This is a genomic window from Coraliomargarita algicola (assembly GCF_033878955.1).
Lineage (GTDB): Bacteria > Verrucomicrobiota > Verrucomicrobiia > Opitutales > Coraliomargaritaceae > Thalassobacterium > Thalassobacterium algicola.
This window is the reverse complement of sequence record NZ_CP138858.1, coordinates 1,270,198-1,295,906: the sequence shown is the minus strand read 5'-3', so window position 1 is coordinate 1,295,906 and position 25,709 is coordinate 1,270,198. Positions and strand designations below refer to the sequence as shown.

22 protein-coding genes and 2 pseudogenes are annotated in these 25,709 nt (G+C 53.6%); 11 read left to right on the top strand and 13 right to left on the bottom strand.

Translation table 11 applies throughout. The features are described from left to right. Positions 1 to 102: 102 nt before the first annotated feature. Positions 103 to 2,196, top strand: a complete 2,094-nt coding sequence (locus tag SH580_RS05005) for a putative glycoside hydrolase (protein WP_319833914.1) — start codon at positions 103 to 105, stop codon at positions 2,194 to 2,196. 135 nt (positions 2,197 to 2,331) lie between these two features. Here SH580_RS05005 and SH580_RS05000 read toward each other — a convergent pair whose 3' ends face one another. Further along, positions 2,332 to 3,222 (bottom strand): LysR family transcriptional regulator, encoded by an 891-nt coding sequence (locus tag SH580_RS05000; RefSeq protein WP_319833913.1) that lies wholly within the window; start codon positions 3,220 to 3,222, stop codon positions 2,332 to 2,334. Between the two features lie 97 nt (positions 3,223 to 3,319). Between SH580_RS05000 and ahpC the strand changes: the two genes are divergently transcribed. Together ahpC and ahpF are read left to right on the top strand one after the other, a co-directional pair. Next, positions 3,320 to 3,883, top strand: a complete 564-nt coding sequence (gene ahpC / locus SH580_RS04995) for an alkyl hydroperoxide reductase subunit C (RefSeq protein ID WP_308948501.1) — start codon at positions 3,320 to 3,322, stop codon at positions 3,881 to 3,883. 252 nt (positions 3,884 to 4,135) lie between these two features. Then, positions 4,136 to 5,713, top strand: coding sequence for an alkyl hydroperoxide reductase subunit F (gene ahpF / locus SH580_RS04990; protein ID WP_319833912.1), 1,578 nt, complete (start codon positions 4,136 to 4,138; stop codon positions 5,711 to 5,713). On the opposite strand, the gene SH580_RS04985 is transcribed toward ahpF, so the two are convergent. The 4 genes from SH580_RS04985 to SH580_RS04970 all read right to left on the bottom strand — a co-directional run bounded on the left by SH580_RS04985 (position 5,710) and on the right by SH580_RS04970 (position 8,646). Beyond that, positions 5,710 to 7,458, bottom strand: coding sequence for an FAD-dependent oxidoreductase (locus SH580_RS04985; protein WP_319833911.1), 1,749 nt, complete (start codon positions 7,456 to 7,458; stop codon positions 5,710 to 5,712). The two genes, ahpF and SH580_RS04985, sit on opposite strands and share 4 nt — an antisense overlap. A 20-nt stretch (positions 7,459 to 7,478) precedes the next feature. Then, positions 7,479 to 8,084 (bottom strand): ferric reductase-like transmembrane domain-containing protein, encoded by a 606-nt coding sequence (locus SH580_RS04980; protein ID WP_319833910.1) that lies wholly within the window; start codon positions 8,082 to 8,084, stop codon positions 7,479 to 7,481. A gap of 3 nt (positions 8,085 to 8,087) precedes the next feature. Then, positions 8,088 to 8,300: a 4Fe-4S dicluster domain-containing protein gene (locus tag SH580_RS04975; RefSeq protein WP_319833909.1), complete on the bottom strand. Its 213-nt coding sequence runs from the start codon at positions 8,298 to 8,300 to the stop codon at positions 8,088 to 8,090. An 82-nt stretch (positions 8,301 to 8,382) separates the two neighbouring features. Beyond that, the gene (locus SH580_RS04970; protein WP_319833908.1) at positions 8,383 to 8,646 is read right to left on the bottom strand and encodes an EF-hand domain-containing protein; all 264 of its coding nucleotides are present in this window, start codon (positions 8,644 to 8,646) and stop codon (positions 8,383 to 8,385) included. A gap of 155 nt (positions 8,647 to 8,801) precedes the next feature. Here SH580_RS04970 and SH580_RS04965 point away from each other — a divergent pair, with 155 nt between their 5' ends. From SH580_RS04965 to SH580_RS04950, 4 genes are all read left to right on the top strand, one after another. After that, positions 8,802 to 9,476: a response regulator transcription factor gene (locus SH580_RS04965; RefSeq protein WP_319833907.1), complete on the top strand. Its 675-nt coding sequence runs from the start codon at positions 8,802 to 8,804 to the stop codon at positions 9,474 to 9,476. After that, positions 9,473 to 9,925, top strand: coding sequence for a hypothetical protein (locus SH580_RS04960; RefSeq protein WP_319833906.1), 453 nt, complete (start codon positions 9,473 to 9,475; stop codon positions 9,923 to 9,925). The genes SH580_RS04965 and SH580_RS04960 overlap by 4 nt, the downstream gene beginning before the upstream one ends. Next, entirely contained in the window at positions 9,900 to 11,021 is a 1,122-nt protein-coding gene (locus SH580_RS04955; RefSeq protein WP_319833905.1) for an ATP-binding protein, read from the top strand. The genes SH580_RS04960 and SH580_RS04955 overlap by 26 nt, the downstream gene beginning before the upstream one ends. 111 nt (positions 11,022 to 11,132) lie before the next feature. Beyond that, entirely contained in the window at positions 11,133 to 11,822 is a 690-nt protein-coding gene (locus tag SH580_RS04950) for a DUF6515 family protein (protein WP_319833904.1), read from the top strand. 444 nt (positions 11,823 to 12,266) lie between these two features. Here the strand turns inward: SH580_RS04950 and SH580_RS21980 are convergent. The 8 genes and pseudogenes from SH580_RS21980 to SH580_RS04910 form a co-directional block, all read right to left on the bottom strand. Next, positions 12,267 to 12,392 (bottom strand): annotated as a pseudogene (locus SH580_RS21980) (type II toxin-antitoxin system HipA family toxin YjjJ); the annotation flags it as partial. Between the two features lie 185 nt (positions 12,393 to 12,577). Then, positions 12,578 to 13,075: pseudogene (locus tag SH580_RS04940) on the bottom strand (virulence RhuM family protein); the annotation flags it as partial. A gap of 83 nt (positions 13,076 to 13,158) precedes the next feature. Continuing rightward, entirely contained in the window at positions 13,159 to 13,590 is a 432-nt protein-coding gene (locus tag SH580_RS04935) for a hypothetical protein (protein WP_319833901.1), read from the bottom strand. Next, positions 13,584 to 14,246 (bottom strand): hypothetical protein, encoded by a 663-nt coding sequence (locus tag SH580_RS04930; RefSeq protein ID WP_319833900.1) that lies wholly within the window; start codon positions 14,244 to 14,246, stop codon positions 13,584 to 13,586. The genes SH580_RS04935 and SH580_RS04930 overlap by 7 nt, the downstream gene beginning before the upstream one ends. Then, complete coding sequence (locus tag SH580_RS04925) at positions 14,233 to 14,625, bottom strand: hypothetical protein (RefSeq protein WP_319833899.1); 393 nt, start codon at positions 14,623 to 14,625, stop codon at positions 14,233 to 14,235. Before SH580_RS04925 ends, SH580_RS04930 begins: the two co-directional genes overlap by 14 nt. A gap of 189 nt (positions 14,626 to 14,814) precedes the next feature. Continuing rightward, positions 14,815 to 15,114, bottom strand: coding sequence for a hypothetical protein (locus SH580_RS04920; RefSeq protein WP_425607127.1), 300 nt, complete (start codon positions 15,112 to 15,114; stop codon positions 14,815 to 14,817). A 510-nt stretch (positions 15,115 to 15,624) separates the two neighbouring features. Then, on the bottom strand, positions 15,625 to 16,149 hold the full coding sequence (locus tag SH580_RS04915; protein ID WP_319833898.1) for an RloB domain-containing protein: 525 nt from the start codon (positions 16,147 to 16,149) through the stop codon (positions 15,625 to 15,627). 11 nt (positions 16,150 to 16,160) lie between these two features. Beyond that, entirely contained in the window at positions 16,161 to 17,378 is a 1,218-nt protein-coding gene (locus SH580_RS04910) for an AAA family ATPase (RefSeq protein ID WP_319833897.1), read from the bottom strand. Between the two features lie 624 nt (positions 17,379 to 18,002). On the opposite strand from SH580_RS04910, the gene SH580_RS04905 reads away from it, so the two are divergent. The 4 genes from SH580_RS04905 (at position 18,003) to SH580_RS04890 (ending at position 25,707) form a co-directional block, all read left to right on the top strand. Further along, positions 18,003 to 19,373, top strand: coding sequence for a sulfatase-like hydrolase/transferase (locus tag SH580_RS04905; RefSeq protein WP_319833896.1), 1,371 nt, complete (start codon positions 18,003 to 18,005; stop codon positions 19,371 to 19,373). Between the two features lie 24 nt (positions 19,374 to 19,397). Then, positions 19,398 to 22,076: a glycoside hydrolase family 95 protein gene (locus SH580_RS04900; protein WP_319833895.1), complete on the top strand. Its 2,679-nt coding sequence runs from the start codon at positions 19,398 to 19,400 to the stop codon at positions 22,074 to 22,076. A 116-nt stretch (positions 22,077 to 22,192) separates the two neighbouring features. Continuing rightward, entirely contained in the window at positions 22,193 to 24,265 is a 2,073-nt protein-coding gene (locus SH580_RS04895; RefSeq protein ID WP_319833894.1) for a Sip1-related alpha-galactosidase, read from the top strand. 41 nt (positions 24,266 to 24,306) lie between these two features. Further along, on the top strand, positions 24,307 to 25,707 hold the full coding sequence (locus SH580_RS04890; RefSeq protein ID WP_319833893.1) for an arylsulfatase: 1,401 nt from the start codon (positions 24,307 to 24,309) through the stop codon (positions 25,705 to 25,707). Positions 25,708 to 25,709 lie beyond the last annotated feature (2 nt).

The following is a 25,709-nucleotide window of genomic DNA, read 5'->3' as shown; positions in this document are numbered from 1 at the left end:
GCGAGACTTGCAGTTTAATATCATGTATTTCAGCTATAGTGCTGTTGGTTGCTTTTAAGTATACTGTGAGTTCATCAGAATTTATGTGATCGCACACGCCGTATGTATGACTTTTATCGCCTTGTAACCGTTTGGTTCTTGCTTTGTTGTAGCATTCAGGTGCTGGCTGCGGTCGATTCGTCGGGGCGTAACAGTCATTTCTGGATTACCGTGCGTCCGGGCGCAGGGAGCGATTCCGGCAGCGAAACAGAGCTGATTCTCGCGAATGGTTATCGCAGCGAAAATCTGGGCTCACCTCGGCTTTCCTGTCAGCGGGGCGATGAGGGCTCGACCCGTGTCTATCGGATCACTTGGACCGGGAATCAGCTGATCGATGGGCCGGAGGCGGACCAGTTGCAATTCACGCTGGCGATGGATCCTGCATCTTCCGAGCCGAGACTGCAGTCGATTACCGTCAATGGACTCACGCCGGAGCGAGCCGGCCTGGTGCTGGAAAGTGCCTTCTCCAAAGTGACGCCGAGAAAATTGAACGACCGGCGGCCACCCAAGGGCTATTTTGAGATTCAAGGATCGCTCGTCTTGCGCGATCCGACCCTGCGCATCGAGGACCCCGAACATCCTTTTTCCGACCTGCGCAATGGGCATAACATGGGGCCGACGCCCTACGAGCCCAGTTCGGATGCGAAGTTGAAACACTTTCCAAAGTTTAGTTGGGACAAAGTGCCACGCGGCATGCTCATCCGGAAGAGCAAGCCTTACACGGATCAGGAGATCCGGGCCATCGCGGAGAATTATGATCTGGTGGTTTTGGAAAAGGCCAACGGCGCAGGCTTTGGTAATACGAGCGTAGGCATGAAGGATACGGCGGCCCGCCTTAAAGCCATCAATCCGGACATCAAGGTGCTCTTCTATTGGAACTCACGCATCTTTTTCGGGCACTACGGCATCGACGACACGATCACCCGGCACCGGGATGAGTGGATCGACCCCGACTTTGTCATCCGCGGACGGCTGCCCACCTATGTGCGGGACAATCCCGACTTCCTCAAGTGGTGGGTGGGCTGCGCCGAGAAAATGATCAGCGACCCCGCGATCGATGGCACCTTTGTCGATAAGGCAGGCGTGCCGATCTATATGCTCGATGCCCTGTATCAAGCGACCCCGGTCGATAAGCTGGTCATGAATAACAACTCCGATGCGCGGCAACGCATCGGCTATGTCGACGGCACCTACCGGGAGGGCTGGACCGGTGGCGGGAACCCGGATGTGATTGCCGAGACCATCGCGATCGCCCGCGAGACCGGGCTGAATCAGAAAATGCAGATTCTCCGCATGCCGGCAAAACGTGTGTCCAATCCGCGCCAGTTGGAAGACTCCTTGGATAGCCGTCTTGCGATCTATCTGATTTACGCCGAGGCGTATGCCTACTTTTACGTTCAGGCCACCGTCGATGCCACCGAGCCCATGTGGAAGTGGGAGGCCAGCTATGCCGACCAATTACAACGTCCCTTGGGCAAACCGCTCGGTCCCTACATGCGGGACAATTACGTCTATGTCCGCAGTTTTGAGCACTGTGATGTTTACCTGAACCTGAACCCCGGAGCGGACACGCGCATACTTTGGAAAAACAACATCGGCGCGCCGCCACTTGCTGGCAGCGGCCTCTCTAGCACGGTGGATATCTATAAACTGGAAGGCAGCGGATTCATCGGCGGTGCAGCGGACCAATTCTTTTATCTATCCGACGCTCATTATGGCGACGGTGGCGTGAAGGCTTCCGTCGATACTTTTGTTAACTCGGGTGCCAATGCCAAGGCCGGTGTCATGTATCGCGCCTCATTAGCCGCGGACGACACCATGGTCGCTGTCCTGCGCGATCCCGCGGGCCGCATGCACATGGTCTATCGCCCCGGCAAAGGCGCGAACGTCGTCGGCCTCGGCTCGGTCGATGCCCCGCAGAAACGCTTCGCCATGCTAGTGCGACAAGGCGACCGCTTTCTCGGCTACTGTTCATCCGACGAAAGCAATTGGACCCCCATCGGTGAAGTGGACTTGCCCATGGATGAGAAGATTGAGATGGGCATGGCCATCGCCTCTCAGGACGATGCCTTAGCCGAAGTGCGCATCAGTGGGTTCGCTCAGATCGAAACCTCCAATACCCGCAAACACGACTTGGATGATTCGGACGAAGAATAGTCCTCAAGAAACGAGTGGAACCGTTAATTACGTGAATTTGCGTTAATGGGACAGTCATAAGTGACGCCCCTAGGGGGCGCCGATGCCGTTGAAGAGGTTCATTTCTTGTTATCCCTTGGAATGCAACTTGTCGGATTACACGGCTTGCAAATACTGCTGTGTGAAGGCCTTGAGCTTATCTTTGAGCTCTTGCGCGGACTTGGAGAGGTAGCGGTCGGGGTGTTGCACTAGGGTGATCTCGCGTTCGAGCGTCATCCCCTCGATTTCTTTGATACCCATATCGTCGTGTCCGTGGAGCGACATTTGGGGTAGAATGGTGACACCTTTGCCTTCCAGCACGAGACGACGGATGGTTTCGATCTGGGAACTTAGAAACACGGTGTTGCGCTTACCGGAACTGAGACGGCAGATTTCATGGATTTGTTTGCCAGCGCAGTGGATGTTATTGAGTTCAAGAAAGGGCTCGCGAACGAGTTCGTCCAGTGTGACTTTGCCGGGCCTCAAATTGAGCGGGTGCTCCTTGGGCATCACCGCGAGAAAGCGTTCGTGCCCCAGCACTTGCACCAGCAGGTCGGGCTCCTTGAGCGGAGAAGACATGATGGCGAAGTCCAGCCGACCGCGACGCACTTTTTCGATCAAGGTTTCTGTGAAATTTTCCTCAATCCGTAGTGAACTGCATTCGCTCTCAGTCAACTTGTGTAGCAGCGCGGGAACTAGATAGGGGGCAATTGTCATAATCGCCCCTAAGGTAACGGTGCGACTGCATTGAAAGGAGTCGCTCACCTGTTGAATCGCATTTTCGTGCTCTAAAAGGATGGTTTTAGCTTTGGATTCTAGGAGTTCGCCTTGCTCGGTGAGCAAAATGCGCCGGCCCATGCGGTGAAAGAGAGCGCCGCCCAATTCCTGCTCCAGCTTTTTGATTTGCTGACTGAGCGAAGGTTGTGCCACATGACAGCGCTCCGCTGCACGGGTAAAATTGCGTAACTCGGCCACTGCGAGAAAGTAACGAATCTGTTGGATTTCCATAGTTAAAAACTATCAAAGGTATAGATTAGATATCTTTCAACTATCAAACTTTATCTGTTATTCTGCGCATCGAGTTAAACCTCAATCTAATTAAATTATGTCTAAAATAAACGAACTTATTCCAGAATTTAACGCACAGGCTTACCACAATGGTGAGTTCAAGCCCGTCTCTACTGAAGACGTGAAGGGCAAGTGGTCTGTTTTCTTCTTCTATCCTGCGGACTTTACATTTGTCTGCCCTACAGAGCTAGGCGACTTGGCGGATCACTATGCACAGCTGCAAGAGCTGGGTGTCGAAGTTTACTCGGTCTCCACTGACACACACTTCACACACAAGGCATGGCACGATGCTTCGGACACAATCAAGAAGATCAACTTCCCAATGATCGGTGACCCCACAGGTCAAATCACACGTGGTTTTGACGTGATGATTGAAGAAGAAGGCCTCGCGCTGCGCGGCACTTTCGTGGCAGATCCCGAAGGTAAGATCAAGATCGTCGAAGTGCACGATCTCGGTATCGGCCGTTCGGCTGCAGACCTTGTACGCAAGGTGCAAGCGGCTCAATACGTGGCCAACAATGATGGCCAAGTATGCCCTGCTAAGTGGCAGCCGGGTGAAGAAACACTCAAGCCTTCGCTCGACCTCGTCGGCAAGATCTAAGCGATCTTTTACATCGCAGATGCATATTTTCCGGGGCCCGGAGGGCCGGGCCCCGTTTTTTTTATTACTTCAATTTTTATCAGTGCACCCGGTGCACTGAAGCCGTGTCCGCCGCCTCGTAAATGATTCGAGGCCCGCGCGACGATTTAAGCTATAGTTGCGAGTCGATCGAGACTGCTCATAGCGTTTATTTTTCGATACAATTATCATGCCGTGGAGAGTTTGATCTGCCTCGGCTAACGACTTTTTAAAATGTTAGACAAGAATCTTCTTCAGGCTCTCACCGAATACACTAAGAATATGACGCGTCGCGTTGAACTACGCCTGCATGCGGGCGCTCATGCCAAGCGTGCGGAGCTCATTGCCATGTTGCAAGGAGTGGCATCGGTTTCATCCATGATTAGCTTCAGCGAAGTCGAAGACACGACTGTCGCCGTGCGTGAGGGGCTGACTTTTGAGCTGGTGGTCGATGATCAGTCCACCGGCGTGCTTTTTTCCGGTGTGCCGGGAGGGCATGAGTTTAACAGCTTCGTATTGGCTCTGCTGCAAGCGGGCGGCTCTGAAATCAAGCTGGATGCGGGCTTACAAGCACAGATCAAAGCGATCAACGAAGACTTAATGTTTGAGACCTTCATCTCGTTGGACTGTCACGTATGTCCCGATGTGGTGCAAACGCTCAATCAGTTGGCGCTGTTGAACCCACGCATTACCAACGAAATGATCGATGGTGCGCTGCACCAGAATCTGGCGAATGAACGCAAGGTTCAGGGGGTGCCCACGGTCTTCGTGAACAAAAAACCATTTTCCAGTGGGCAGATTAGTGCGGCGCAGATCATCGAGAAGATCACGCAGCAATTTAATGTCAGCAGCAGTGCGGCCGTGCAGGACGACAAGGTTTACGACAGCGTCGTCGTGGGCGGTGGCCCGGCAGCGGCGACCGCATCCATCTACCTGGCACGCAAAGGACTCGAAGTCGCGACGATCGCTGAGAAGTTTGGCGGGCAGGTGAGTGATACGGTCGGCATTGAAAACGTAACCTCGATCAGCGAGATTACCGGCACCCAGTTGACGCATAACATTCGCAAGCACTTGGGCGATTATCCAATCGCATTGCGCGACAGTATTCGCGTGAAGTCGATCGAGGCCAAGCCGGATTCAGATTTGAAACTGTTGACCTTGAGCACAGGCGAGGTGTTGCAGGCGCGCACCGTGGTCATCGCGACCGGTGCTCAGTGGCGTAAACTCGGCGTGCCTGGCGAGGTCGAAAACGTGGGTAAGGGCGTGGCCTATTGCCCGCACTGTGACGGACCTTACTTTAAGGGCAAAGATGTCGTCGTGGTCGGTGGGGGCAACTCCGGGGTGGAAGCCGCGCTGGATCTGGCGGCCATCACCAAGTCGGTGACAGTGGTGGAATTTATGGACTCGCTCAAAGCCGACAAGGTTTTGGTCGATAAGCTACAGAGCACTAAAAATGCAAAGGTCATTCTCTCGGCGGCGGTGCAAGAAGTGATCGCCAATGAGGCTGGTGTGACGGCGCTTGAGCTTGAGATGCGCGAGAGCGGCGAGAAAGTCACTCAAGCCACCGATGGTGTCTTTGTGCAGATCGGCCTCGCTCCCAATAGTCAATTTGTAGGCGATCTGGTCGATGTGAACCCTCGCGGTGAGATTGTAGTGTCTCCCAAGTGTCAGACCAGTGTCGAAGGGATCTTTGCCTGTGGGGATGTGACGGATACGCCTTATAAGCAAATCATCATCTCTATGGGAGAAGGCGCTAAAGCCGGCCTCGCTGCTTTTGAATACCTGTTAACACATAAGCAAACCAGCGCCTAAGCGCTTTTTACTGAGTGTATAGGCGGGATTGGATGCTTGAGCAGTTCCATGGCGCCGTCTTGTGACTGACGGATCTTGATCCAGCAGAGCCAGTCCCGGTCGTTACGCTCGGGATAGTCTTCGCGGTAGTGACTGCCACGTGATTCTTTGCGCATGAGTGAGGTGCGTAGTTTCATCTCGGCGTTGAGCACCATGTTGGCGGTTTCATGGCATTTACGCAGCTCGTGCAGATCGTCAGCCATGAGGAGCGGCAGCTGGTGATCGCGCAGGTATTCCACATAGGTGAGGGCGGCCTGGAGGCGTTCTTCGCTTTTGACGTAGAGTATGAAATTGGGGATCATGATTCCCTGCAAGGTGTGGGTGACCCAGTCGGGTGAGAAGCCCCGCTCGCGCAAATAGGGCGCGTAGATCCGGGTGTTGATCTGCTTGAGCGTGCTCATCGGGGTGGTGTAATCTTGCACCTGTTTCACGTATTCGGCTGCGGCCTGTCCGGCCACACAGCCTTGCGCGGCCGAGCCGACCAAGGAGGAGCCGACTTGGGTGTAGATGCCCCCGCTCTGCATCGAGCCCAACGAATCGCCGGCGGCATAGAGTCCGGGAATATTGGATGCGCAGCGATCGTCGGCGGGGAAGAGACCTTCGCCCTTGTGTTGCGACATGCCCGCCGATGCGCCCCCGCACATTTGCATGCCCGGAGGTGGGCCGCCTATGCCCCCGGGAGGACCTCCACCTGGAGGGCCCCCGCCGGGACCTTTGGAGTCGTTGGGGCCACCGGCTAATTGAGGGCCCTCCTTGCCGCCACTCGGAGGCCCGCCAGGACCGGCGCCGTCGGCGTGCTTGGCTCCGGGCGGTGGCCCCATGCGCATCTCGGTCATCGGGCCGTTTTTGCTGACTTCGATGTTTTCCTCGACGCCGAGCATGGGGGAAATTGACGAAAACGAGAGCACGCTACTGAGGCCTTCCAGGCCGTTGTTGCGCATGCCGTGTCCGTCGACCCATTCCTTGCCGGTGATTTCCGCGCCGATGCGGTAGGCCATGGCATCGCCGTCGTGTGTGAGTGAAGAGATTTGCCAGCCAGCCGGTTTGAAACCACCCGCACCCGTGCAGAGGATCACACTGCGTGCGTGGACGACCAGAGATTCGTTATTGTCGATGAACATGCCCATGGCACCGACCACGCGGCCCTGATCTTCCAATAGGTTAGTTAAGGTGACCCGTTGTATGACCTGAATGCCGCGGTCTGCCAGCGGCTTGGTCATGGCTTTGGCGTAGCAGGCTTCGTCGAAGAAGCCCCATGTCGTCAATTCGTCGATACAATCCGGTCCGCGGTCGAGCATGAGTCGTGTGTAAGCCGGGTTGTTGATGTATTCGGCTGCTTCGGCGGTCTTTTGCAGGTAGGCCTCCTTCGATAGGCCGGTTTTCTGCTCATCGTAGCGAAAGATGCCGCGGGCGAAAGGCGTCTGCCCGGATCGACCGACGGCGCCCTTGTCGACTAGAATTACTTTGGCACCGTGGTCGTGCGCTTTGACGGCGGCAAAGACGCCCGCCATGCCGCCGCCCACGACCAGCACCTCGGTGAAGCACTCCCGGATGCTGCCTTCGCTGGCGTTCTTGGGCTTCTTGCTGGTTTGCATGTGCGGCGGATGGGAAGGGCTCTGTTCGGCGGAGTCCTTACCCCAAAAGTACGCGGCTCCGAGCACCGCACAGGTGCCTCCCGCTGCACCTAGAAAGTGTCGACGGTTCATTTTGAATTTTGGAGGTGTGCTCATGAGGTTCGTTTTTTTAGAAGTGCTCGGTTGAAGTAGCCGACGATCGCGGCAGCCGCCAAGAGGCCCCAAAAGGCGGCCAGAATCAGATCGCTATGGCGACCGATGGATATGACATGCCATGCCGCGAAGATCAGGAAGGCGATGGACAGCCAGCCGTGAAGATTGCGGAAGGTCTTTGCCGAGAAACGCTTTCTAGCTAAGGCAAATCCCATAATCAGCATGAGCAAGAGCCAGGCCGCCATGCCCGGCCAAACCAGCGGCGCGGTCAGCATCAGCTTTAAATTATGGATCGGGTTGGATTCTACCACCCAGAAGCGTCGTGCGATGATCAGTATGGGATGTATCATAAAAATGATACAAACGGCATAGCCCAGATACTTGTGCCAGGACATCATTTTGCCCAAACGCATTTTGACGCTGTCTTTGGGCAGGAGGCGCGTTAGCCAGAAGAGGCCGAGCGTGAGTCCGAAGGCGCCCACGCTCACGAGCAGCACCGCGAGCTGAAAATTTGATTGGCTGGGGATGCCCTGGGTGAGCGCGAGAAAGATCGGAGCGCCGACGAAGAGCAGGCTATAGCAGACGATGAAAAGCCAACGGTTCATGATTTACCAAGCGGTTATGGCAGGAATGACTCTTCCAGCCGTGATTGTGATCGCATCGACCGGGCAGTATTGCTGGCACAGGTAGCAGACTTGGCAGTCTTGCTGGTAGCGTATTTCGGCCTTTTTCGTTTTCTCGTTTATACGTAAGACATCGGTCGGACAGGCGAGGACGCAAGATTCACAGCCGATGCAGCCGTCGATTCGTTCGATTCCCATAATACGAGTTCCTCTTATATATTAAAAATGGGTCCGCCCGGGAGATATTCCCTCTACCGTCTCCCGAGCGGACTTTTTTGTTTTACTTGCGAGGAGGAGGGCCTGAGGGCACTTCATCCAAGCTTATGTAGCCGTCGTTGTTTGTATCACTTTGCGTGAAATGTTCGTCGGGTCCGTCGAATTCTTCCTGGGAGACTTTTCCGTCGCCATCTTTATCGAGCTTTTGGATGAACTCTTCAGGAGTCGGTGGTTTGGGGCGCTTGCCGTCTGGGCCTGGGTTTTTGGCGCAAGCTGTTACGGAGATACCTGCTGTGAGAAGAAGTATTACAAGGTATTTGTGATTCATTTGCTTCCTTTAGGTGATTTTCGGCTCAGTGCGTTGTGCACTGGCTGATGTTCGTATTAGAGCATAGAAAAATGACAGTTAGAGATGTAGAAAAATGAAGCTATTGTAATGATTAATGAATCGCATGGCTTCTTTATTCAGTGCAAACTGGGCGAATGAAAATCTTGGTAGTTGAAGATGATCGTAAGATCGCCTCTTTCATTCAGAAGGGGCTCAAGGAGCAGTGCTATGTCGTGGACGTACGTCACGATGGCGATGCGGGCTACGATTTGGCTTCATCGGAGGCTTACGATATTATACTTTTGGACATTATGTTGCCGGGGCGAGATGGATTGAGTATTCTGCGTGGTTTGCGCGAAGCCAAAAACACTGTGCCAGTGATCTTGTTGACGGCCCGAAGCGGATTGAATGAGCGGGTGGAAGGTTTGAATCTCGGGGCTGATGATTATTTGCCCAAGCCATTTTACATGGAGGAGTTGATCGCGCGGATCATAGCTGTGAGTCGTCGTATCAGCGGGGAGCCATTGAGCGTGATGCATCAGGGCGAGCTAATGCTGAATTTGATCACGCGTGAAGTGCGGCGGGGCGAGGAGAAGTTGGAGTTGACCAGTCGTGAGTTTAATTTGCTTGAATTGTTGATGCGCTCACCGGGGCGTGTTTATTCGCGGACTCAGTTGCTCGAAAATGTTTGGGGCTATGACTTCGATCCGCAGACGAATGTGGTGGATGTGTATGTGCGCCGTGTGCGCAGTAAGATCGACCCACCCGACAGTGAATCATTTATCGAAAGCGTGCGTGGAGTGGGGTACCGTTTTCGTATGCTCACATGAAACTTTCATTCAAACTAAAGATCGCGCTGTTGTCATTGGCGATCTCCGGCACTTTGTTGACCGCATTCGGGACATTATTCTTCGCCTTTAATTATAGGGCCGGGATCGACCGAATGGATCAGGAAATCCGTACCTTAGCAGAATCGTCCTTGCGCGGACCACGACCACACGATTATTGGGAGAATTTTCAGAAGTCGCTGGACTTTATTTACGGGGACCAGGCGAGGTCACGGATCGCATTTTGTGTGGTGGGGGAGGCTCGTTTTTTTTCCGAAAATGCTCCAACTGAGTTGAAGGGGCTTGCTGTTAGTTTAAAGCCCGAAGCCAGGCGTGAGGATTTTGAGGTGCCGCTGATTAATCGCCTGGATCGCAACAAAGATGGTCATGTGACTCTAGATGAATTTGATGGGGCCGCGGGGGACTTTGTACCTATTGGACCTGAATGGTGACAGTGTCATCACTATGGCGGAAGCGGTGAAGCAAGGCGCCGTGCCGCCACGCCGGCCGAAGGGGCCACCCATAATGGGGGAGGTTGTTTTTCAGACCTTAGAGGCCGCTGATGGTAGTTGGCGAGTGGGGATTTACCAATACAAGTCGATGCTCCTTGTGATGGCGATGGACATGGAGGTTTTTTACCACGACATCAAGGGCTTTCAAGCAGCCTTCTTTATCGCGGTGCCGGTTGGATTGATTTTACTCGCGCTAGCTGGTTGGTTTTTGGCTGGGCGCGCGATGCGTCCGGTGGCTGTGATTGCCGACACGGCCGAAGGCATTACCGCAAAGGGCTTGGATCGGCGTATTCCGATGGTGGGGCATGATGCGGAGCTGGAGCGACTGGTGCGGGTCTGCAACGACATGCTGGACCGTTTGGAGAAGAGTTATCGCCAAGCGGTGCGCTTCAGCGCCGACGCGGCGCATGAACTACAAACTCCGCTCACGATCTTACAAGGGGAGTTGGATAATGCGATTCAAGCATCTGAGACCGGGTCGCTTGAGCAGCAGCGCTACAGCATGTTGCTGGGGGAGTTGAGTAACCTTAAAGCGGTGGTACAGAAACTTTTACTTTTGGCGCATGCCGACGAAGGGCGCTTGAAACTGAATCGGGAAACTGTCAATTTTACAGAATTGATCCATGCTTCGGTGGAAGACCTGGAGATTATGGCACCACAGTTGACGGTCGAGTTACGGGCTGTAGATGAGGTGGTGATTGCAGCAGATCAGGCGCTGTTGCATCAAGCTTTGCGCAATATGACATCGAATGCGGCCAAGTACACGCAGGCAGATGGGCTTGTCCGGCTCTCACTCAAGTCGGATGCTGCTGTTGTGCGGTTTACGATTGAGAACAGTGCGAGTGATATTCCCGATGTGGATCGAGAGCAGGTTTTTGAGCGTTTTCATCGAGTCGATCAATCGCGCACGACTGCGGGTTCAGGGCTCGGGCTAAGTATGGCTCGGGAGATCGCCCGTGCGCACGGAGGCGATTTAGTGCTGAACCCTTATCGCGAGGGGATGATTTCGTTTACACTAAGTCTCCCGCAGAGCTGATCTTTAGAGCAGATGGGGTGTTTTATGGCAAAATCGTAATGCAACAAATCTAATGCTGAAGCTATCTCATAGTGAACGGTCCAATTCCGGACTGTTTAAACGATACAAAAGATGAAACATAAAAACGTTCAGAAAGCCCTCTTACTCAGCTTAATCCTTGCCCCCATCTCAACGACGATTCTTGCCGCAAAGCCGCCGTCTCCCGCGCCAGCCAAGCATGCTTCGCATGGCCCTAGCATTGGAGCTTTTATTGGCATTCAGCCACCTGCGGGAGCGGTCGAAGTGAAGGTGGGTGGGTTTAGTTTCCGTTACCGTAGTGGTGTCTTTTACAAGCACACGAAGCACGGTTATGTGGTGACTAAAGCACCGCGCGGCGCCGTGGTCCACTCATTGCCACCGGGGCATTCACGTCGGGTCATTAACGGCTATACGTATTACTGCCATGGCGATGTATATTACCGGAAGGCACCGAATGGGTATATCGTGGTCGAAGCACCCGTTGTGGTGCAAAATGGGCCTGTGGTAGTCAATTCAGCCGTGCCGGTGCCTGGCACTGTAGAGTTGTCTGTCTGGCAGGGCGAGCAGGAGCTTTTGATACGTGAAGGCGCATTTTTTAAGAATACGCCCGAGGGCTTGGTCTGGGTGGAACAGCCGATCGGAGCTTTGACGAAATCATTGCCGGAAGATGCGACCTCCATCTGGTATCAGGATATTGAATACTTGGATGTCGATGGCATCCTGTTTCGAAAAACGCCAGACGGCTACAAAGTGGTCGAGGCGCCTTGGGAGAGCGCGAAATAAGCAGCGTGTCTCTCCTGGTCTGAGATAAATTTGAAGGATGATCTGGACGATGCTGTTGTCGGTCATGGGAGAAGCTTGAAAAAGGAAAGTTACTCGCGTGCCGCTTTAGCACCATGCCGTAACGAATGGATTTTTTTACAACCGCTGCGCTAGAGCTGGGGAGGCTGGGGAAAATTAGAATTTTGTAGTTTGTGAAGTCCTAGTCGGTCTTGGCTCTCTTTTCTCGCCTATAGGGTGCTTTAATATGCCCTTGGGGGCTAGCGTAGCCCTTTGAGGCCGGCCAGCTCAGCGACGATATCGAAGGTTCTGGACATGGTGGGAGAACGTCGAACGTCGAACGTCGAACTTTGAATATTAGGAGGGTGCGATTTTGTAAATATTCTGCAGCGATTGGATGGCTTCGTTGGCGATGGTCTTGAAGTCGGAACTGATGTCTGGGGGTTCGGTGCTGCTGGGGCGGAAACGCATGGGCAGCATGTCGTTAACAGGCGCGAGCGGGTAGGGGCTTTGTTCCGGAAGGAAAAAGCTGAGGTTGCCCCAGTGCATATCAGTATTGGCGATGAGCTCGCCTGGAACTTTTTTTTGCCAGACGTGAAACGATCTTATTAAACCTTATGCCTCTCTTAATTAGTAACTTAGTGAGAATTTAAAGTTTATTTTGAAACGATACTGAAACGATAGTTTGAGGCGGGCGAGGGCTGATAGCTCATCGATTTGCTCGAGTCGGGAGCAAGATGCTCCCGCTACTGTTGAATGCTCAGGCGGACTTCACGGACGCGCTGGAGTTGCTCTTCAAAATATTTTTTAGTGAGAACCGTGCCGCCCTCCTTGAGACGTTCGTCGTCCATCGCGTAGCCTTTGACCGTGTATTCTTTAACAACAGTCGTCGCCCACTTACGGAATTGCACGGCGCGCTCTGAGTTGACCTTGTAGCCGACGGCGATGATCGCGCTGAGGTTATAGTGTTGGGTATTGTAGGTTTTGCCATCGGTGGCAGTTATCCGGAATTTCCGGATAACTGAACCTTCTGTTAGCTCGTTGTCGGCGAAGATCTTCTTCAGGTGCTCGTTGATGGTCCTCACGTTCACGTCGTAGAGCACGCCCATCATTTTCTGGCTCAGCCAAACATCCTCGTCCGCATAGATAGCTTCTACGCCGCCCTGACCCGTTGCGGTTACAAACGTCAGGTATTCCACCGCTGAAGAGCGGGTGATGGAGGCTTCTTTAAGAGATTTCGACTTTATCTTAGGCATCGGTCTCAGGAGCGCCTGGTGGCTTCATTTGGCGGGATTAGTATGACTAGGGCTTGATAGTTTTACGATCCCTTACGACCAAGTCATGTGCTAGATTCAGGCTGTTTGGGCAGAAAGACTCTAGGATCAATGCTAGGTAGCTCAATGACGCCGTGGATGCTGCGGGCGGTGAGTAGGGTGGCCATTTCGCGTATCGCACTATAGAGCATTGCTCCGCCACTAATATGTATGTGCTTGGCACGTTCGTTCTCGGGGAGGTCGGGGTGGATCTCGAATTCGCCGAAAACTTCAATGGCGCCAGTGTAGAGACATACTGTATCGGACTCCTCGGGCTTGAGAAGCTCTAAGCGTAAGCGAGCCATCCAGGTCAACTGCTTGTCGTCGTTAGGGCCGGCTCCAAATTGATGGCGGCATGCGCAAGTGACATCGGATGCTTTGCTGTCATCAACCTCCGGGTTCGCTACGATACTAATTTCAGCGAAATCGTGCTTCTTGAGTTGGATTGGGCTTAGCATGATGAGTAGTTCACCACAGTCGGTGATTTAGAGGTGGTTTGTTTACGCGTGTGTTTGTTTTGAGCGGCGAGGGGCAGCACGCAGGCTACAGTGAGGCTGGCTACTTTTAGGAGATGGCCAGCATCCCAATGCGAATGGTGTATGATATTGCTAGTTTCCGTGCGCATCACTGTGGGCTCAGATAGTTTCAATGCCTGCATGCGTTGTTTGCGCTTTACGATCTCCAGGTGCTGGAGCACGGAACGGAACGCGAGATCGGTGCTGGCGTCTTGCACCCGCTGGCCTGCTTCGAGACGCTTCAAGGTGGCTGGCTTAATTTCAGGCGCGGCATCCAGCAGCTGGCGCTGGCTTTTGAAGCCGAGCGCTTGACGGCGCTGGATCATTTCCTCGGCAGTCAATAGGCCGTGTTTCTGTTGATACGCGGCCACTAAGCTTTTGAGTTGAGCGACGATTTGCTCGTCACTCAAGATCGCTTCGCCGCATTCTGGGCAGGCCAAGTGTGTGTAGGTGATCGGAAACAGTTCGCCGCGAAACTCGATGTCTTGTGTAGTTTCACGTGGTGTATAGCCAATTTCGCTGTCGCAGCTCAAGCATTGCGAAGGTAGCACTTGCTTGACGCGAGGGAGTTGTTTGAAACGTGTCTTAGTTGCTTTCATGGCAGCTGATATGTAAATAATGCAAGCCGTCGGCTTGTTTCTTTAAGCAAAACTTAAAATAGATCTGTAATTCGCGTTCATCGTGAAATACGGAAAAAGCCCACATGTAGAGATTTTTAGCCTCTTTGGACTTGGTGGATTTTGCGGGAAAGGGCTGTCGGTAGCAACCCTTGGGATCTTCTAGAGCGATCTGTATGCACTCGTAGATCAATTGCCAGAAGCCTGCCTCGTCGAGGTCGAAAGCTTGGAGTGCGATGGCAGTTTTACGTCGATCATGGCGACTATCGGCAATGGCACGCCGCCCCGATTCCATCGCCGCAGCGGCTTCGCTGAGACGCTGGTGGAGTTCTTTCCGGCTGGGTTTCTGTCGTGTGTGCATTTTGCTTCATAATACGCCTTGGTTGATTTTGGTATCATATGATGCCATTTCAGTTTGCGTATTTCAAGTCAAGGTTTGATTTTCTTCGGTGAGGGTATGTTCAGTGCTTTGTGTTCTATATAATTACCGTAATACACGGTTCAACTCATCTTTTAGCTCAATCGAACGTCGAACATCGAACTTTGAATATTAGGAGGTGGCGATTTTGTAAATATTCTGCAGCGATTGGATGGCTTGCTGGGCGATTTTTTGGAATTCGCTGGAGGCGTTATCGTGCTCGGTGATGCGTTGCCAGAACTTGACTGCGTGTGGGTGCATTTCGAGCCAGGCGGCTTGGTCTTCAGGGTTCGGGAGAGTGGGCTCGAAAGTGCGTTCGATGACTTCGCCGGTGCTGCTGGGGCGGAAGCGCATGGGGAGCATGTCGTAAACGGGCGCGAGCGGGTAGGGGCTTTGTTCCGGAAGGAAAAAGCTGAGGTTGCCCCAGTGCATATCAGTATTGGCGATGAGTTCGCCTAAAACTTTTTTTTGCTAGACGTGAAACGATCTTATTTAATCTTATGCGTTTCTTAATCAGTAACTTAGTGAGAATTTTAAGCTTATTTTGAAACGATACTGAAACGATTATCTATGATTCAGAGGTCAGAGGTCAGAGGTCAGAGGTCAGAGGTCAGCGCATAGCAAGCGTGGGATTAATTTATGCATTTTTAGTTATGAAGAATGAAAATACATAAAATATGTGAAAATTAAAGACAAGTCAGAGGGATGTGGCCGTGATCCGCTGACTTCTCAGAGGCGGGGGCTTTTGTTTGGACGTAAAGCAAAAGTCGTATGCGGAACATCCGCGACAATCCGAGTAAAAAAAGACGCGCCCTTGATGTGCATTCCCCTGACGGACAAGTGGCACGGCGCGTGTGTTGACGTCGACTCTGAGCGGTGCGCTGGAAACTACAAGCATTGTTGTACTGTGTTGTCTGAGACTACTGTTATCATCGTGTGTCGTTAGCCCTTGGGGTTGATGTATTGAAACAATTGATCGAGCGCTTGGATGCTGCTGCGCTGTTGTTCCAACAGATCGAGGGGGAAGTATTGCTGGAAGGTGACGCTAGTGGTGAGCTTATTCTCGCCTACAATACGCTGCATGGTACGTTTACATTGGGCGGTCTCTTCTGGCACGTGTTTTTCTAGGATTTTAAGCAACAGTGCTTCGATGCAAGGGACGGATTGAATTTCAATGATAGCCAAGCGTTTCGCCTTATTGATGTGACCTTTGACGGTCGGCATACGGTCGGTGTCATACAGGCAGAGACAAACATCATAAGGCGGGCATAGCTGGATTGCTTTTTTTAAGACGGAGTCTCCGCCGCCTCCGTGAGCGTTTTCAATTGTTACGCGGGTGCCGCAGTTTCGTCCACAGAGTCCCTTTAGATATTGGATAAAAGCATACTCGGTATCGCCCTCAACAACGATCAATGTGGTGTGCCGAGTGTGGCGGGGCTTCTGCTTCCAAGGGTTGCTGCGTGCCATCGTTCCTGATCTTAGAGGTTAGGAATGCCACCATACGCACCCGCGTGGTATTTAGCATAGTGATTGTTGGTATTACGGGCGGCTCCTTTTACCTTGTCTAGACGCCAAGCTTCGGTGGATTGAGTCGCGGGGTTCTTCTCGGTGAAGACGATCTGGTATTTCTCCAAGGTGGACTGTAGTAGGTAATCCGTGTGGAAGTTGGCAATCAGCTGCGCAGCCTTGGGATTGGTCGTCTTGGAGTAAAAGAGTTCGACGACGTATTTGACCACGTGTGAGTGCAGGCCCGTTTCAAACTCGTCGATCACGGCGACCCCGCCTGTTTCGAGCACGGGGAGAATATAGCGCAGGAGGACGAAGAGCGCTTGAGTGCCGCGGGATTCAGCCAAGAGGGGACGTTTATAATCAACGCCTGCTACAGTGTGCCGAGCCATTGGGAACAATACTTCCTGTTCCTTGCCTTGTGGGTCCATCCGCTTGATCGGGTCGAGGTCGATGCTAGAGATCCCTGTGTCTGCATGCGCGATATGCTTAATTGCATCGGCTAGGTAATCTTGATGTTCCGAAAAATAATCTGATGCGCCCAAGACATTCATGAATTCAGGATCATGGGTCGTCATCCGTCCGAGAATGTGAACATTGACGTAGCAGGTCTTGAAATATCCAGAGATATATTTGGCAAAGGCATGCTCTTGGAGGACGGCCGATGCGATAAAGGATGCATTTTCCCGCTGAGCGATTTGTTTGGTGGGGCCGATGTCCTGAGCTTTCAGATCGTAATCACATTCAACCATATTCCATGACCGCTCGAAGAGATAGCGGAAGCGTTGATCCTTGCGGTAAAGAGCTTCAAATTGAACACGTTGATGGTCAAACTCGACTTCATAGCGGTAAAGCTTCGTTTCATACTCAAATTCAAGCCGGAAGAGAATTGGCTCGTGACGCTCTGCAGCACCCTCGACAAAGTGGAAGGCTTCAACTGCTATTTTCGCATCGGGCTTCTCCGACGCGGAGTCTACTATGAAATAGCGCAGAAAGGCGATGGCTTTGAGCAGATTGGTTTTGCCGGAGGCATTGGGGCCAAAGATCCCAGTAACTGAATTGACCGATACACCCGGTTGAGTGGATTCCAAAAAGATATCGCGATCACCTGCTTTTATACCCGCAGTGAACTCCACTAGGGTCGGCTCGTGGAAAGAAGAGAAGTTCTGTATGGCCAGTGAATGGATCATAAGTCGCATGATCGACATATTTTTGACGATTTCAAGTTTTAATGGGCGTTTTAGAGGGCGGGAACTAATTTGAACAAGCGTTTTAGTCTTGATGAGAGTGCCTGTTTAGAGCCATATTCAGAAAAAAGCTGATAAAAACTCTGCTGATGTAGCGGATCGGCGAAGCCGTTTCGACCGACGGTTGTAGCGCTGCCGCAACTCGAAATCGCTTCGCGAGTCCGCTACATTTAAACGAAAAATCATGCGTTAATATCTCAGCAAACTTCCGAGGATTGCTCTAACCGGTTTGATTCATGAGTTTTCAGAGGGAAGGTCTGTTTTTGGATTGTAGGGGCTTCACTTGTGAAGACCGCAGTTTGATGGTTATGGGCTATGGCTCGGCGGTCGTCACCCATGCGTCGCTTTCAGCTATGCAGGCCGCAGCAAGTGACGCCCCTAGGATGAGCCGCTGGGTTGCTCAGCCTTCGCTTTGATTGGCTTGATCTTGATCTTCATTTATTGCCCGCAAGTTCTCTGTTTTTCTTGGTTATCGCTCGCGCGTGGGAGCTTAAGTGGTAATTATCACTTATATAGGTGATAGACGGTCTTGATGAGATTTAGTATGTTAGAGCTCTGCTATATCCTATGAAAATATCCCTGCTTTTTCTTGTTCTACTTTCGAGTAGTTTTTTGCTCACGACTCAAGCGATCGAAGATCGCCCGAATGTCGTGGTCTTCTTGGCCGATGATATGGGCTGGGGAGACACTTCTATCAATGGCAACGAGCTGATTCAGACGCCCAATATGGAAAAGCTGGCGGCGCAGGGCGTCAAGTTTACCCAGGCCTATTCGGCGGCCGGGGTGTGCTCGCCTTCGCGTTCGGCGATTTTGACGGGGCGCACGCCGTATCGCAATGGGGTGTGGCGTCATGTGTCGGGCAATGGGCCGACACAGTTGCGCGAAAGTGAGATCACCTATCCGGAACTGCTGCAAGCGGCGGGTTATGAGACCTGTCACGTAGGCAAGTGGCACCTGAACTCGCGTCAGATGTTTAACAATCCTGACTACCCGCAGCCGAATGACCACGGCTATGACTATTGGATGTCCACGCATAACAACGCCGCCCCGAGCCACAAAAATCCGGTGAATTTCGTGCGCAATGGTGAGGAGATCGGCCAGGTCGAAGGTTTTTCCGCGCCTTTCGTGGCAGCGGAAGCAGCGCATTGGTTGGCCGAGTTGCGTGACCCCAGTAAGCCATTTGCGCTTTCAGTGTGGGTGCATGAGCCGCACCATCCGATCGGGACGGACGACCGTTTTGAGTCGCTCTACGAGGGGCATCGGAATAGCGAATACATGGGCAATATTACTCAGCTCGATTATGCCTTGGGCATGGTGATGGATGCGCTGGAAGCGCAGGGGGTGGCTGAGAACACCTTGTTGATTTTTTCCTCTGACAACGGTCCTGAGGGCAAGGGAGGCATTAAGGGGGGCTCGACCGGTGAGCTGCGTGGGCGCAAGCGCAACAACTATGAGGGCGGCATCCGCGTGCCCGGTGTGGCACGCTGGCCGGGACATATCGAAGCGGGCAGCGTGAGTGATACGCCGGTGATCGGTTCGGACATTTTTGCGACGGTCTTGGATATTTGCGGGATTCCGCTGCCGGAGGATCGTGTGATCGATGGCGTCAGCATGGTGCCGGCCTTTGCGGGGAAGTCAGTCGAGCGGGAAGTGCCGATGTTCTGGCGCACACACGTCTCCGGTCCGGAAGATCGCGTGGCTATGCGTATCGGTGATTGGAAGTTGATCGGGGATGAGACTCTGACCAAGTTCCAGCTTTATAACATCGTCGCAGACCGCCAGGAGGCGAATGACCTCGCAGCCAAGATGCCGGAGAAGACTGAGGCGATGAAGCAGGCATTGCTCCAGCTCTGGGCCGGAATCGAAGCCGAAGGCCCCCGCGAGTGGTGGGAAAGTGAAAAACAGCGCCCGAAGGACGGGGGCAAACTGAGCTACTAAAGCAGTAGGGAATATAGAAATAGGATGAATATCAGAAAACTAACGACGACTCTTTGGGCCGTATCCGCGCTTACGGTTCTGCCTATGACCGATGCAGCGGCCGCTGCGACACCACAGCCGGATCGAATCGAAGACCGCTCGGCGAAGCCGTTGCGGCTTTGGTATGATGCGCCCGCACCGGACAGCGAACTCGGTTGGGCCAACGCTTCGATGCCGATGGGCAATGGCTACATGGGGATTAACCTCTTCGGCGGTATTGAGAAGGAGCGTATCCAGATCACGGAAAACAGTTTGTACGACGGCGGAGGCCCGGGGGGCTTTCGGCGCAGAGGCCTGAACAATTTTGCCGAGGTTTACATTGATTTCGATCACAAGGAAGTCAGTCACTATCAGCGGGAGCTGGACCTGAACGAAGCGGTGGCTCGCGTGCGCTATGCGCAGGACGGTGTCGAGTATAGCCGCGAGTATTTTACCAGCTATCCGGACAAAGTGATGGCGATCCGTCTGCGCGCATCGAAGGCGGGCAGCTTGTCTTTTACCTTGCGCCCGACCATTCCTTTTCTTGGCGAGGCCAAGCGCGGCACAGTTCAGGCCAAGGGCGATACGATCACGCTCTCCGGTGTGATGACGCACTACCAGATACAGTTTGAAGGTCAGTTCAAAGTGATTCCCGAAGGCGGCCGCATGCAAGCCGGCGAGGGCACATTGCAGGTCACGGATGCCGACAGTGCGGTCATTTTGATCGCGGTGGGCACCAATTATGAGCTGGATCCCAAGGTCTTCCTCACTGCGGAGCCTGCCAAGAAACTCGAAGGCTTTCCCAGCCCGCATGCCAAGGTGACGGGCTACATGGCCGCCGCCTCTGCGAAGTCTTACGACGAATTACTGGCCAAGCATCAGGCGGATTATGAAGCGCTTTTTAACCGTGCCGATCTCGACTTCGGTGCCGCCGTGCCGTCGATCACTACCGACAAATTGGTCGATGCGTATCCAGACGGTCGCTACAGTCTTTATCTGGAGGAGTTGGCCTTTCAGTTTGGACGTTACATGCTGATCTGTTCTTCCAGACCCGGCACGCTGCCACCCAATCTGCAAGGGATCTGGAACGTTTACGAGAAGCCACCTTGGGCCTCTCAGTATTTGCATGATACCAATGTGCAGATGGCCTATGCGCCGGTTTTTTCGGCCAATTTGCCAGAGCTCTTTAAATCTTACGCCGACTTTTTCAAGGCCTTCCAGCCGCAGCAGGAAGCCTATGCCACACAGTATATCAAGAAATACAATCCATCGCAGCTGGATCCGGATGGCGACAACGGTTGGTCCGGTCCGTTCTGGGCGAACCCTTACAACGTCCCGGGCAAATCATCCATCGCCGGATTTGGCACTGGATCATGGATCGCTCAAATGTTCTGGGACTATTATGATTTCACACGCGATGAATCCCTGCTGGCGGAAACCGTCTATCCGGTCATGTATGAGCAGGCCAATTTTGTTTCTCGCTTTGTTCAGGAAATTGACGGAGCTTTGCTGGCAAAACCGTCGTCCTCGCCGGAGCAAAAGATCCGGGATACCATCGGCACGACCTTCGACCAGCAGATGTTCTACGAGAATCATCACAACACCTTGAAAGCGGCGGAGGTCTTGGGACGCTCGGATAGTCGACTGGAACTGTATGCGCAGCAGCTGCCGCAGTTGGATCCGATTCAGGTCGGAAAATCGGGGCAAATCAAAGAGTTCCGTCAGGAGGAGTTCTACTGTGACTTTAAGGGGAACAATGGCAAAGCGAGCATCGATCCTCATCACCGTCACACCTCCATGCTTTTGGGCTCCTATCCGGGGCAATTAATCAATGACACCACCCCCGCCTGGCAGGATGCCGTTGAAAAGACGCTCACCCTGCGCACCCGCAAATCCCATATCGGATGGGCCCGTGCCGAGCGGATCGCTTTCTGGGCCCGCGTGCACGATGGTGATGAAGCCTATCTTTTCTATCGTGATTTGTTGGCAGGCAACTTTTTGCATAACCTATTTAACGACCACCGCGGCGGGCCGCTCTTTCAGGCCGATGGCAACTACGGTGCCACGGCCGGGGTGACGGAGCTGCTCTTGCAAAGTCAGGACTACGTGGTCTCGCCTTTGCCTGCTCTGCCTAAAGTCTGGCCAAACGGCAGCTTCAGTGGACTGCTGGCTCGCGGTAATTTTGAAGTCTCTGCGCAGTGGACGAATGCTCAGGCCACTCAGATCGAAGTGCTCTCCAAGTCCGGCGGCACGCTGGATCTAAGATATCCTAATGTCGCCCGTGCGGTGATTCAAACCGCGGCGGGCCAGTCTGTGAACTTTGTCGCAAGCGGTCGGGACCAAATCCGGATCGAGACCCGCAAGGGGACACGCTATGTGCTGACCGAGATCCCGGAATACCAGGCAGTGGCGGCGCCTGCCGACTTGAACCTGGTCCGTAACTCGGTGGATCAGGTCGAGCTCAGCTGGTCCGCCAGCCCGGATGCCACTTCGTATCAGCTCTATCGTGCGGTCGGCAATGCGCCGGACTATGTATTGGTCGCCTCGGAGCTTACGGGCACGGATTTCGTCTATCGGGCTGCAGACTTAAAAGAAATCGAACAGATGACCTTTAAAGTCACTGCGGTGCGCGCGGACGGACGTGAAAGCCGAAAGGGCGCGACGGCAGTTTGTCTTATGCCCTGATTTCAAGGCCGATCGAAACGATGCGATTGAAACAGCAGATGATGTGGACGGTTCACCTGGCGGTCTTCCTTGTGCCATCGAACTGTCTGAATATGAACCCCAGCTGAACCCGACTGATGCACCCCAAACAATTACTTCGTTCTAGTCGCCTACTGGCGCTTGCCTTGCTGGCGACTTGCTTGCATGCCGAACCCATCCTCTTGTCCGGTGACTCGACTGGAATGATTACGGAGACACTCGATGCCGCAAAGCCCGATGATGCCGGCTTTGTGTTGAGTCGGGAAGTGGTGCTGCCCCCGTTTGAACAGGGCGCCTACTATCGTCCCTTCACCCGACGCGGTGGCCCGGGCGGAAGCATCGCGCGTGGCAATCGCGTGGAAGCGGTGGCCTTTGACTCAATGGCGAGCCTGCAAAATTACCAGCCCTCCAAGACTCGCAAGGCGCACAATCATCTGCAGGAAGGGCAGTTCATACTCTTGCAGCTTTCCGGACAGCGCTATCTGGCTCTGTTGCCGATGAGCTCCGTGAAAAGCTACGGGCAGTTCTTTGTCGAAGACGAGAAACTGTTGTTGAAGTCCGGCAACTTTGGCAGTCGGGCGATCGATGGTGAGATCCCGTTGCTCTGCTGGGCCTATGGCAGTTCACCCTATGCGGCCACGCAAGCGGTTTGGGAGCAGGTCTTTGCATCCGGCTATGTGGCCGCTCAGCCACGTGCCTCGAAGGATTATCCCATGGAGCCTTACGGCTATTTGGGCTGGTGTTCCTGGGAGCACTACAAGACGAAGATCTCGGAGGCAATCATCACGGATGCCTTTCACACCATCGAGGCGAGCGGTGCGCCGATTCGCTGGGTGATGGTGGACGACGGGTATTTGGATGAGCAGAAGCGAATGCTGAAAAGCTTCGGCGTCGATCCCAAGAAGTTCCCGAATGGCTGGGGGCCGATTGCTGCCTTGAAGGATGCGAACAAAATCAAGTGGATGGGCATTTGGCGGAACTTCGGTGGCTATATGAATGGCGTCGCGGCCAACCATACGATGGACGATTTGAAGCCACACCTTACAAAGATGAAGAATCCGCGCATGGTATTGCCCGACAATACCGCGGAGGCGTCGCAAGCGTTTTACGATAAGATGGTGGGCGACACCAAGGACAATGGCTTCGATTTCATTAAGGTCGATTTTCACTTCCGCACTTTTGAGCACTACATCGGGACTGCTGATCCGGTGCAAGCCATGCGTCAAAACAACGAAGCCTTGGAAAATGCCACGCATGCCATGGGCATTCCGCTGCTGAACTGTATTGCGCAGCCAAACATCAATTCGCTGCAGACTAAATACAGCGCGCTGACACGCTCCAGTCCGGATTACAACCAGAAGGATAAGGACAAGAACAAGAGCAACACTTACCAGAGCTTTGCCAATCATCTATGGATGTCGCAGACCGTTTGGGGCGACCTCGATATGTTCCACACCCACGATGAGCGCGATGTGAAGCCGATGGCGATCGCCCGCGCGATTTCCGGGGGGCCGGTTTACATCTCCGACGAGCCTTCTAAAATTCAGCCAGAGGTCTTGATCCCCTTTGCCTACGAAGACGGCAAGCTGCTGCGCACCGCTGCGCCGGCGACACTGCTGTCGGAAAGCTTTTTCATCCATCCCTTCCGCGACGACAATGTCTTCCGTGTGGTGGCTCCGATGGAAAACGGTGTCGCCGCGATCGCCTTGTTCAACTTCACCGAGAGCGGCAAGACACTTAGCAGTGGTTTCACTGCCAAAGACTACAGCCATGCGGGCGAACTGCTTGCCAACGCTTCACCATGGGCCGCCCCGGCGGAAGGCTTGCTGGTCTATGACCGTGAAACGCAGACCGTGTCCGAGCTGGGCGATGCTTATTCGACGGAGGTTCCGAACTTCGATGCCAAGTTGTTTTTGCTCTATCCAAAGACCCGGGGCTGGGCCGTCATCGGCCGGGCCGACAAGTATCTGCCAGCGGCTGCGGTGGATGTGCAGTCTGTATCGGATACAGAGATTCGCTTCACGCTTCAGGAGTCCGGTCCGCTCTTAATTTGGAGCGAGCAGGGCGCACCCACACTGGCGGGCGCCTCCTTTGAGCCACTCGGGAACGGCCTTTACCTCGCGAAGCTTCCCGTCGCTAGCGGCGCGCGTGAGATCACCGTGCGTCGATGAATATGCGTTGTGTGAACAGGGCGCTTCAAAGATAAGTAAGTATGAGACTCAAACAAATCATCTCCACCCTCATCGGTGCCGGCTGTGTGTTGAGCCAATCCCTGGCTTCGCAGCCAGAGGTCGCGCCGAAGCCGAACATCATCTTCATCATCGCCGACGACTTGGGCTATGGTGATTTGTCCTGTTATGGGCAGGAACACTTCACCACGCCAAATATTGATAAATTGGCGGAGTCCGGGCTGCAATTCACACGGCATTACTCCGGCGCCACAGTCTGTTCACCCTCGCGTTGCTCCTTGATGACTGGAAAGGATGGGGGCCATGCAACGGTGCGGGGCAATGGACCGCATACGATTCGTGAGGAGGAAGTGACGGTCGCCGAAGTGGCGAAGGCCGCAGGCTATCACACCGCGATGATCGGCAAGTCCTGCGTGACGGGAAATACGCAAACGCCCGAAGTCGTGCTGCAGAGTGGCTTCGATTATTTCTATGGCACCACAGATCACCGTGATGGGCACTACCGTTATCCTAAATTTGTCTATCGCAACACCGAGCGGATTGATTTTCCGGAGAACCAGTTGCATAGCGGCACCCATTACGACGGCCATCTGTATACGGAGGAGGCGCTTGGCTATCTCGCGAATCAATCTGCAGAAACACCGTTTTTTATGATCCTGTCCTATCCCATGCCACATGCTTCGATTATCGCGCCCGAAGCCGAACGTGCGGCCGCGCGGCCTTTTGTGAAAGAGGAAGTGGTCTATAACAAAGCCAGGCACTACAGTCATACCGACGAAGTCCTGGCCAATTACATCGCGATGATCACGATTATGGATACTGCGGTCGGTTCGATTGTGTCGCAGCTTGAAGAACAGCAGTTGCTGGACAATACGCTCATCGTCTTCACCAGTGACAATGGTCCCGCCTTCGAGGGAGGCAAGTTGCCTAAGATGCTGAATTCTGCGGGGCCACTGCGTGGCGGCAAACGTGACATGTATGAGGGCGGCATCCGTGTGCCCTTTGTGGCTTCCTGGCCAGCTGTGATGGAGGGGGGAGAGCAAAGCGATCACGCATCGGCGTTCTGGGATTTCTTACCCACAGTCTGTGAGCTCACGGGCCAAGCAGCACCCGAGGACATTCAAGGTGTGTCCTATGCCGCCACATTGCTTGGAAAAGAGCAGCCGAAGCATGATTATCTCTACTGGGAGTTTCATGAGAAGGGCGGTCGTCGTGCACTCCAGCAGGGCGATTGGAAACTCGTCCAATACAATCTGAATACACCGAAGACCCTCAAAACCGAACTCTACAACCTCGCCGAGGATATGGCTGAGCGCAATGATTTGTCCAAATCGCATCCTGAGAAGCTGTCTGAAATGCTGAAGTTGATCGAAGATGCCCGAGTGCCCAGTGAGCAGTTCCGTAGTAAAGGGCTGGATACATAAGT

Bases quoted from the DNA above. Each gene is read 5' to 3' on its own strand.
- SH580_RS05005 (WP_319833914.1), top strand. From the start codon at position 103: ATGTATGACTTTTATCGCCTTGTAACCGTTTGGTTCTTGCTTTGTTGT.
- SH580_RS05000 (WP_319833913.1), bottom strand. From the start codon at position 3,222: ATGGAAATCCAACAGATTCGTTACTTTCTCGCAGTGGCCGAGTTACGC.
- ahpC (WP_308948501.1), top strand. From the start codon at position 3,320: ATGTCTAAAATAAACGAACTTATTCCAGAATTTAACGCACAGGCTTAC.
- ahpF (WP_319833912.1), top strand. From the start codon at position 4,136: ATGTTAGACAAGAATCTTCTTCAGGCTCTCACCGAATACACTAAGAAT.
- SH580_RS04985 (WP_319833911.1), bottom strand. From the start codon at position 7,458: ATGAACCGTCGACACTTTCTAGGTGCAGCGGGAGGCACCTGTGCGGTG.
- SH580_RS04980 (WP_319833910.1), bottom strand. From the start codon at position 8,084: ATGAACCGTTGGCTTTTCATCGTCTGCTATAGCCTGCTCTTCGTCGGC.
- SH580_RS04975 (WP_319833909.1), bottom strand. From the start codon at position 8,300: ATGGGAATCGAACGAATCGACGGCTGCATCGGCTGTGAATCTTGCGTC.
- SH580_RS04970 (WP_319833908.1), bottom strand. From the start codon at position 8,646: ATGAATCACAAATACCTTGTAATACTTCTTCTCACAGCAGGTATCTCC.
- SH580_RS04965 (WP_319833907.1), top strand. From the start codon at position 8,802: ATGAAAATCTTGGTAGTTGAAGATGATCGTAAGATCGCCTCTTTCATT.
- SH580_RS04960 (WP_319833906.1), top strand. From the start codon at position 9,473: ATGAAACTTTCATTCAAACTAAAGATCGCGCTGTTGTCATTGGCGATC.
- SH580_RS04950 (WP_319833904.1), top strand. From the start codon at position 11,133: ATGAAACATAAAAACGTTCAGAAAGCCCTCTTACTCAGCTTAATCCTT.
- SH580_RS04935 (WP_319833901.1), bottom strand. From the start codon at position 13,590: ATGCTAAGCCCAATCCAACTCAAGAAGCACGATTTCGCTGAAATTAGT.
- SH580_RS04930 (WP_319833900.1), bottom strand. From the start codon at position 14,246: ATGAAAGCAACTAAGACACGTTTCAAACAACTCCCTCGCGTCAAGCAA.
- SH580_RS04925 (WP_319833899.1), bottom strand. From the start codon at position 14,625: ATGCACACACGACAGAAACCCAGCCGGAAAGAACTCCACCAGCGTCTC.
- SH580_RS04920 (WP_425607127.1), bottom strand. From the start codon at position 15,114: ATGCACTGGGGCAACCTCAGCTTTTTCCTTCCGGAACAAAGCCCCTAC.
- SH580_RS04915 (WP_319833898.1), bottom strand. From the start codon at position 16,149: ATGGCACGCAGCAACCCTTGGAAGCAGAAGCCCCGCCACACTCGGCAC.
- SH580_RS04910 (WP_319833897.1), bottom strand. From the start codon at position 17,378: ATGATCCATTCACTGGCCATACAGAACTTCTCTTCTTTCCACGAGCCG.
- SH580_RS04905 (WP_319833896.1), top strand. From the start codon at position 18,003: ATGAAAATATCCCTGCTTTTTCTTGTTCTACTTTCGAGTAGTTTTTTG.
- SH580_RS04900 (WP_319833895.1), top strand. From the start codon at position 19,398: ATGAATATCAGAAAACTAACGACGACTCTTTGGGCCGTATCCGCGCTT.
- SH580_RS04895 (WP_319833894.1), top strand. From the start codon at position 22,193: ATGCACCCCAAACAATTACTTCGTTCTAGTCGCCTACTGGCGCTTGCC.
- SH580_RS04890 (WP_319833893.1), top strand. From the start codon at position 24,307: ATGAGACTCAAACAAATCATCTCCACCCTCATCGGTGCCGGCTGTGTG.